The 6,813-nt window shown below is 59.9% G+C and carries 6 protein-coding genes; 5 read left to right on the forward strand and 1 reads right to left on the reverse strand.

All coding sequences use genetic code 11. The features are described from left to right. The first annotated feature begins 3 nt into the window (after nt 1-3). The 5 genes from BJQ17_RS03575 to BJQ17_RS03595 are packed head-to-tail and all read left to right on the forward strand — an operon-like array spanning nt 4 to nt 6,318. Nucleotides 4-741: a 3-oxoacyl-ACP reductase family protein gene (locus tag BJQ17_RS03575; protein ID WP_019751281.1), complete on the forward strand. Its 738-nt coding sequence runs from the start codon at nt 4-6 to the stop codon at nt 739-741. Beyond that, nucleotides 738-1,502, forward strand: coding sequence for an SDR family NAD(P)-dependent oxidoreductase (locus tag BJQ17_RS03580; protein WP_070095538.1), 765 nt, complete (start codon nt 738-740; stop codon nt 1,500-1,502). The genes BJQ17_RS03575 and BJQ17_RS03580 overlap by 4 nt, the downstream gene beginning before the upstream one ends. 2 nt (nt 1,503-1,504) lie before the next feature. Next, nucleotides 1,505-2,788 (forward strand): DUF1302 family protein, encoded by a 1,284-nt coding sequence (locus BJQ17_RS03585; protein WP_070095539.1) that lies wholly within the window; start codon nt 1,505-1,507, stop codon nt 2,786-2,788. A gap of 50 nt (nt 2,789-2,838) precedes the next feature. Further along, entirely contained in the window at nt 2,839-3,675 is an 837-nt protein-coding gene (locus tag BJQ17_RS03590; protein ID WP_020192855.1) for an outer membrane lipoprotein-sorting protein, read from the forward strand. 33 nt (nt 3,676-3,708) lie between these two features. Beyond that, on the forward strand, nt 3,709-6,318 hold the full coding sequence (locus tag BJQ17_RS03595; protein ID WP_070095540.1) for an RND family transporter: 2,610 nt from the start codon (nt 3,709-3,711) through the stop codon (nt 6,316-6,318). Between the two features lie 69 nt (nt 6,319-6,387). On the opposite strand, the gene BJQ17_RS03600 is transcribed toward BJQ17_RS03595, so the two are convergent. After that, nucleotides 6,388-6,771, reverse strand: a complete 384-nt coding sequence (locus tag BJQ17_RS03600; protein ID WP_003253954.1) for a MerR family transcriptional regulator — start codon at nt 6,769-6,771, stop codon at nt 6,388-6,390. Between the last annotated feature and the right edge of the window lie 42 nt (nt 6,772-6,813).

The following is a 6,813-nucleotide window of genomic DNA, read 5'->3' on the forward strand; positions in this document are numbered from 1 at the left end:
GTCATGACTCAGAAAATAGCTGTCGTGACCGGCGGCAGTCGCGGCATTGGCAAGGCCATCGTGCTGGCCCTGGCCGGCGCGGGTTATCAGGTTGCCTTCAGTTATGTCCGTGACGAGGCGTCAGCCGCTGCCTTGCAGGCGCAGGTCGAAGGGCTCGGCCGGGACTGCCTGGCCGTGCAGTGTGATGTCAAGGAAGCGCCGAGCATTCAGGCGTTTTTTGAACGGGTCGAGCAACGTTTCGAGCGTATCGACTTGTTGGTCAACAACGCCGGTATTACCCGTGACGGTTTGCTCGCCACGCAATCGTTGAGCGACATCACCGAGGTCATCCAGACCAACCTGGTCGGCACGTTGTTGTGCTGTCAGCAGGTGCTGCCCTGCATGATGCGCCAACGCAGCGGGTGCATCGTCAACCTCAGTTCGGTGGCCGCGCAAAAGCCCGGCAAGGGCCAGAGCAACTACGCCGCCGCCAAAGGCGGTGTAGAAGCATTGACACGCGCACTGGCGGTGGAGTTGGCGCCGCGCAACATCCGGGTCAACGCGGTGGCGCCCGGCATCGTCAGCACCGACATGAGCCAAGCCCTGGTCGGCGCCCATGAGCAGGAAATCCAGTCGCGGCTGTTGATCAAACGGTTCGCCCGCCCTGAAGAAATTGCCGACGCGGTGCTGTATCTGGCCGAGCGCGGCCTGTACGTCACGGGCGAAGTCTTGTCCGTCAACGGCGGATTGAAAATGCCATGAGCCAGTTACGCACGATTGTGATTACCGGCGCGGCCAATGGTATTGGCCGCGCCGTCGCGGAAAGTTTTGCAGCCCAGGCCGAGCACCTTTTGATCTTGCTTGATCGGGATCTGGCAACCTTGCAGAGCTGGGTCACCGAGGGCGAATTTGCCGCTCGCATCGAAACCCATCAAGCGAACATCGCCGATCTCGCCAGCCTGCAACTTCTGTTCAAGGGCCTGGCCAACCGGGTCGGCTTTGTCGATGTGCTGGTCAACAGCGCCGGGGTCTGCGACGAGAACGAACCCGAAGACCTCGACAACTGGCACAAGGTGATTTCGATCAACCTCAACGGCACCTTTTACGTCACCTCGTTGTGCCTGCCACTGATGGCGGAGGGTGGGCGGATCGTCAACATGTCGTCGATCCTCGGCCGAGCGGGCAAGGTTCGCAACACCGCTTACTGCGCCTCCAAGCACGGCATCATCGGCATGACCAAAGCCTTGGCGCTGGACCTGGCGCCACGGCGAATCACCGTCAATGCCATCCTGCCCGCCTGGATCGACACACCGATGCTGCAAGGCGAATTGGCGGCTCAAGCGCGCATCGCCGGGATCAGCCACGAGCAAATCCTGCGCAATGCCAAGAAGAAGTTGCCCCTACGGCGCTTCATTCAGGGCGACGAAGTGGCGGCCATGGTTCGTTATCTGGCGAGCCCGCAGGCAAGTGGTGTCACGGCGCAAAGCCTGATGATCGACGGCGGTGCCGGGTTGGGAATGTAGCCATGGCTCGACTGGGATTGAACCGCGGCCTTTTGGCCGCGCTGGTCAGCCTCGGCTCGCCAGTGGCGATCGCCGAGTGGTTGCCGGAGCACCATGAAGCGGAGATCGGCGTTGCCACGGCCGTGCGTTTGCACGGTGACGACCGGGTCACGCAAAAGGCCGTGTACCTCAAGTTCAGCCTGGAGGATGCCTGGGACAGCGGCTACTACAAGGCCAAGGGCCGAGCCCGTTACGACTTCCGTTATGACGGCAACAACCCATACAGCGCGCAAGCCCGGGACGATTACCGGGCGACTGCCGATTGGCGGCACCTTTACTGGGGGCTCTACGTCGGTGACGGCGAGCTGACGGTGGGCTGGCAGCAGGTGGTGTGGGGGCGTGCAGATGAATTACGGGTGCTCGATCAGATCAACCCGCTGGATTATCGCGAGGGTGTGATCGGTCTGTTGGAAGACAGCCGCATCGCCGTGCCGATGGTTCGCCTGGTGCAGCCGGTCGCCGAGTGGGAGCTGGAAGCGCTGGTGATCACTGATTTTGTGAAAAACCAGGCGCCGGCCGTCGGCAGCGAGTTCGATGCACCGATCTTTGCCACACCCGATCCGCAGATGTTCGTGGTCGATTCGCGGCCCGGTTATGACGGTCACAGTGGCTTCGGTTACGGCGCCAGTGCCAACGGCCGGATCGGCACGGTGGATGTCAGCTTCGTTGCCCTCAACGCCCGCCAACAGGACCCGGTTTACGCCGTCGAAGGCCAGACCGAAGAGGGCCTGATTCGCCTCGAGCGGCAATTCCCGCGCTATTCCATGGGCGGCGCCGGTGTGGCCATCGATGCCGGCCACAGCATCGTGGTACGCAGTGAAGTCGCCTACTTCGACAATTGGCGCGTCACCAATCCTTACCGCGCTTACGGCAGCGACCAGACGGCGATGACCAAGTCGCTGCTGGGCGTCGATTACCTCTTGCGGGACTGGCTGATCTCGACGCAGTGGCAACATCAGCGGCTGCTCGACTGGCAGCCCGGCATGGTCCAGGACAAACGCGACGACCTGTTCACCGTGTCTGCCGAAGGCTCGCAGTTCCAGGATCGCCTCAAGACCCGTCTGGTATTCGGCATGTCGCCGCCAGCGCAGGACGACAGTTTCGTTCAGGGGATCTTCACCTACAAACCGGTGGACTGGCTCAAGTTGGGGCTCGAAGTCGATGTGTTCTTCGGCAAGCCCGACCGCCAGTTCGGTGCGTACGACAACCGCGACCAGGTGCGCTTGTCCGCCGGTTATCTGTTCTGACCACACCGGTGCGGTGTGCGAACCACTCAAACAATGAAAAGGAAATCGCCATGTTGCCCATCTTCAAGACCCTGACTGTAAGCGCACTGCTGCTGAGCGCCGCTGCCGCCATGGCAGCTGAAACACGCACGGCCGACGACATCATTCGCCAGGCCCGGGACCGCGACGACGGCAAGAGCTTCATGTCCCAGGTGTCCCTGATCCTGATCGACAAGCAAGGTAACAGCCGCATCCGCGAGTTCAGCTACCTGCAAAAGGATTACCCGGACAGCGACAAATTCACCATGTATTTCTCCGCGCCGAGTGATGTGCGTGACGTCGCCTTCCACATCGAAAACCCGCGCGAGGCCCTGGGCCTCGAAGACAGCCAATGGATGTATTTGCCGGTCAGCCGACAGACCCGAAGGATTTCCACCACCGACAAACGCGGGGCGTTCATGGGTAGCGACTACTCCTATGCCGACCTCGACAAGATTCGCGCCGAAGACTATCGCCAAACGCTGGTTGGCGAAGAGCAGTTGCAGGGCCGCGATTGCTACGTGATCGAGCGTGAGCCGGCGACGCCTGCCGTGCTGGCCAAGACCGGCTACAACAAGCTCAAGGTCTGGGTTGACAAGAAGAACTCGCTGGTGCTGCGCCAGGACTTCTTCGATGTAAAAGGTGTGATGTTCAAGCAGATGCGCACCCTGAAGACTGAAACCATCGACCAGATCGACAGCATTACCCTCAGCGAAACCGAGGACTTCATCGCCGGTACGCGCTCTCAGCTGCGCTTCAACCAGTTGCAGTACAACGTCGCGCTGGACGACCGCCTGTTCACGCAGACCGCGATCAAGCGCGGGCTGAAAGCCGGCGACTTGCCGGAATACGCCGTGTCTGCCCGCTAAGCGCCGCTCTCGATTCATCTGGAACCCTCATTCATGGAAAGATACCTGAACTTCGTCGAGCGCTATGCGCGGGCAATTGTGTTCGTGTTGGTGGCGATCACCGCCTACTTCACCTACACCCTCGGCGCGCTGATGTCGGACACCAATCCGTATCTGCTCAAGGACACTCACCCGGCGCGCAAGACGATCATTGATCTGCAGCGCGAGTTCACCGGCACGTATGACTCGGTCATGGTGGCGCTGAACAACCCCGAGAGTGTCTTCAACACCACGTCGCTGAACGCCCAGTTTGAGCTGTCCCAGGCCATACGCCGGTTGATGCTGGCGAACGATGAGGACCGTGTCGAACTGCAGCGCATCGTCGGCCTGCACAGTGACGACCCTGATGCCCAGGGTTTGCTGGTGCAGATCCTCGCCGAGGGTTTTTCGCAGAACGATTACGCTGCCGCCAAAGCGCTGCGCGACCATGGGACTGCCCGGCACTGGGACAGCCATGACCTGCAGTTTTTGAGCTTTCTTGCCGAGCGGATCAACCCGATCCAGGAAATGGCCTCGATGGCTGACCTGGAAAACATCAGCTTGAGTGCCGATGGCGAGTTGTGGATCCACAAGACCCTGCACGCCCTGGATATGGACCCGATCAAGGTCGAAGCGCAGATCATGGGCAACGAGCAGATGGTCGGTGGCGTCGTCTCGGCGGACAAGAAAGTCGCCATGGTCGTCGCCGAACTGGGCACCAAACAGGACGACGCTCAGGCCCAGTTGCGTGCTTATCACCAGGTCCGCGAGATCATCGCGAAGTACCAGGCCGCCCACCCGGAGTTCACCGATGAGGTGTTCATCGCCGGCATGCCGATCTTCATTGCGGCCCAGCAGGAAATCATCGATCACGACCTGGCGATGCTGTTCCCGATCGTGTTCCTGCTGGTGACCTCTCTGCTGGTTTTCTTCTTTCGCAAACCACTGGGCGTGGTGCTGCCGCTGTTCAATATCCTGTTCTGCACCATCTGGACCCTTGGCCTGATGGCGCTGCTGCGTGTGCCGATGGACTTGCTCACCAGTGTCTTGCCGGTGTTCCTGTTCACCATCTGTTGTGCCGACGCGATCCATGTCATGGCCGAGTATTACGAACAGCTCAATTCGGGTAAGTCTTTCCGCGAAGCCAACCGGGAAACCCAGCGCCTGATGGTCACGCCGGTAGTGTTGACAACGGTCACGACTATTGCCACGTTCCTGATTTCCACCACCAACAATATTGTCAGCATCCGCAACTTTGGCGTATTCATGTCCATCGGCCTGACGGCGGCGCTGATCATCTCGTTGCTACTGATTCCGGCGTGGATTTCGATCTGGGGCAAAGATGCCGTCCCGCGCAAAGTGCAACTGAAAGCGTCGCTGATCTCCCACTATCTGGTGGTGTTCTGTGCCTGGCTGATTCGCTGGCGCAAGCCGGTATTGCTGGTGACCCTGCCGTTGTTGGCGATGATGACGGTGTTCACGTTCAAGGTGGATATCGAAGACTCGGGCATTGCCTACTTCAAGAAGGACAGCCCGGTGCGGATGTCCGACGAATTCATCAACCGGGCCGGAGTCGCCGGTACATCGCCGGGCTGGATCGCTTTCGACACCAAGACTCCGCGTGGCGCGCTGACCACTGAAACCGTGCAGTTCCTCGAACGTCTGGACCAGTTCATCAAGGCCCAGCCGAACGTGAGTTACACCTATTCGGTGGCGACCTACATCAAGCGCATGAACCTTGTGCTCAACGACATGAACCCTGCGTTCCTGCGGGTGCCGCAGGCGGTGGAGCAGGTGACGGTGGTCGATGATGACGGGAAACCGGAGACCTTCGATGTCGATGGCAACTCGCTCATCGAACAACACATCATGATGTTCGAGAACGGTGGCGGCACTGACTTGCAGAACGTGCTCAATGCCGATTACTCGAAGGCGGTGACGCTGTTCACCATGACCTCCTCTGTGGCGGGCGATTACCAGGCGATGCTCGATAAACTGGACGCCTGGCTGGCCATCAACAAACCGGCCAACCTGCAGGTCACCCATGCCGGTACGCCGTACATATGGACCGGGGTGTTGCAGGAAATCACCCAGGGTCAGGTGCTGAGCTTCTCGCTGGCGTTGCTGGCCGTGACCTTGATGATGATGTTCTGGCTCAAGTCAGTACGCCTGGGCATCCTCGGCATGCTGACGTTGCTGACCACGTCGGTGACGGTGTACGGCAGCATGTACCTGTTGGATATCGAGTTGAACATCGGTACCACACTGGTGACGTTCCTGGTGGTGGGCGTCGTGGATTACGCCGTTCACCTGCTGTCACGGATCAAGATGCTGGTGCAGAAGGGCATCGAGATCGACGAGGCCATCCTGGCGGCCATGCAGGGCGTCGGGCGCTCGACGGTGGTCAACGTCGTGATCTTCTCGATGGGCTTCGTCGCGCTGCTGTTCTCCGCCTACAAACCCGTCATTGACCTGGGTGTATTGGTGATACTGGCGCTGTCATCCAGCGGCTTCATGACCATTTTGTTGGTCACGCTGATTTCGCCGTGGTTCTTTGCCTCGATTGTGCCGCAGCCAGCCGTGCAAGAGGGCGAGCAGCCGGGGGGTGGGGCTGTGCCAGGCTAAATCGCCGGGGCGCCTGCGTGCTGAAAACGGCACGGGGCGCCATGGCCGTTCAGGGGCGGCGGAGCGGATTCAGCGGGCCTTTTCCAGGTGTTCGAACTGGCATTGCATCTGAGCATCTTTGAGGCTCAGCTCAAACTCAACCAAGCCGTCATGCACTTGCTGCAAGGCCTGGATCTGCCCCATCAATTCCTGCTTTTTGTTATCGATGGCCTGCATGGCCAGATCCCAGGGCAGCTCCTGGCCGCGATGATCCTGCAGAATGGCCTGCATTTCCTTGAGCTTGAAGCCGAGTTGCTGAGCGCATTTGATGAAGGTCAGCAGCTCTACGCTTTGCTGGCTGTAGATGCGGTACTTGCCTTCGCGTTGCGGGGGTGGCAACAGGCCGATTTCTTCGTAATGGCGGATGCTTTTGACGGTGGTGCCCGACAGCTGGGCGGCTTTGCCGATGTACATGAAAATCCCTTTTTGACGCATCAGAAGCGAAAAGATGTCGCG

Source organism: Pseudomonas sp. NBRC 111139, assembly GCF_001753955.1.
Lineage (GTDB): Bacteria > Pseudomonadota > Gammaproteobacteria > Pseudomonadales > Pseudomonadaceae > Aquipseudomonas > Aquipseudomonas alloputida.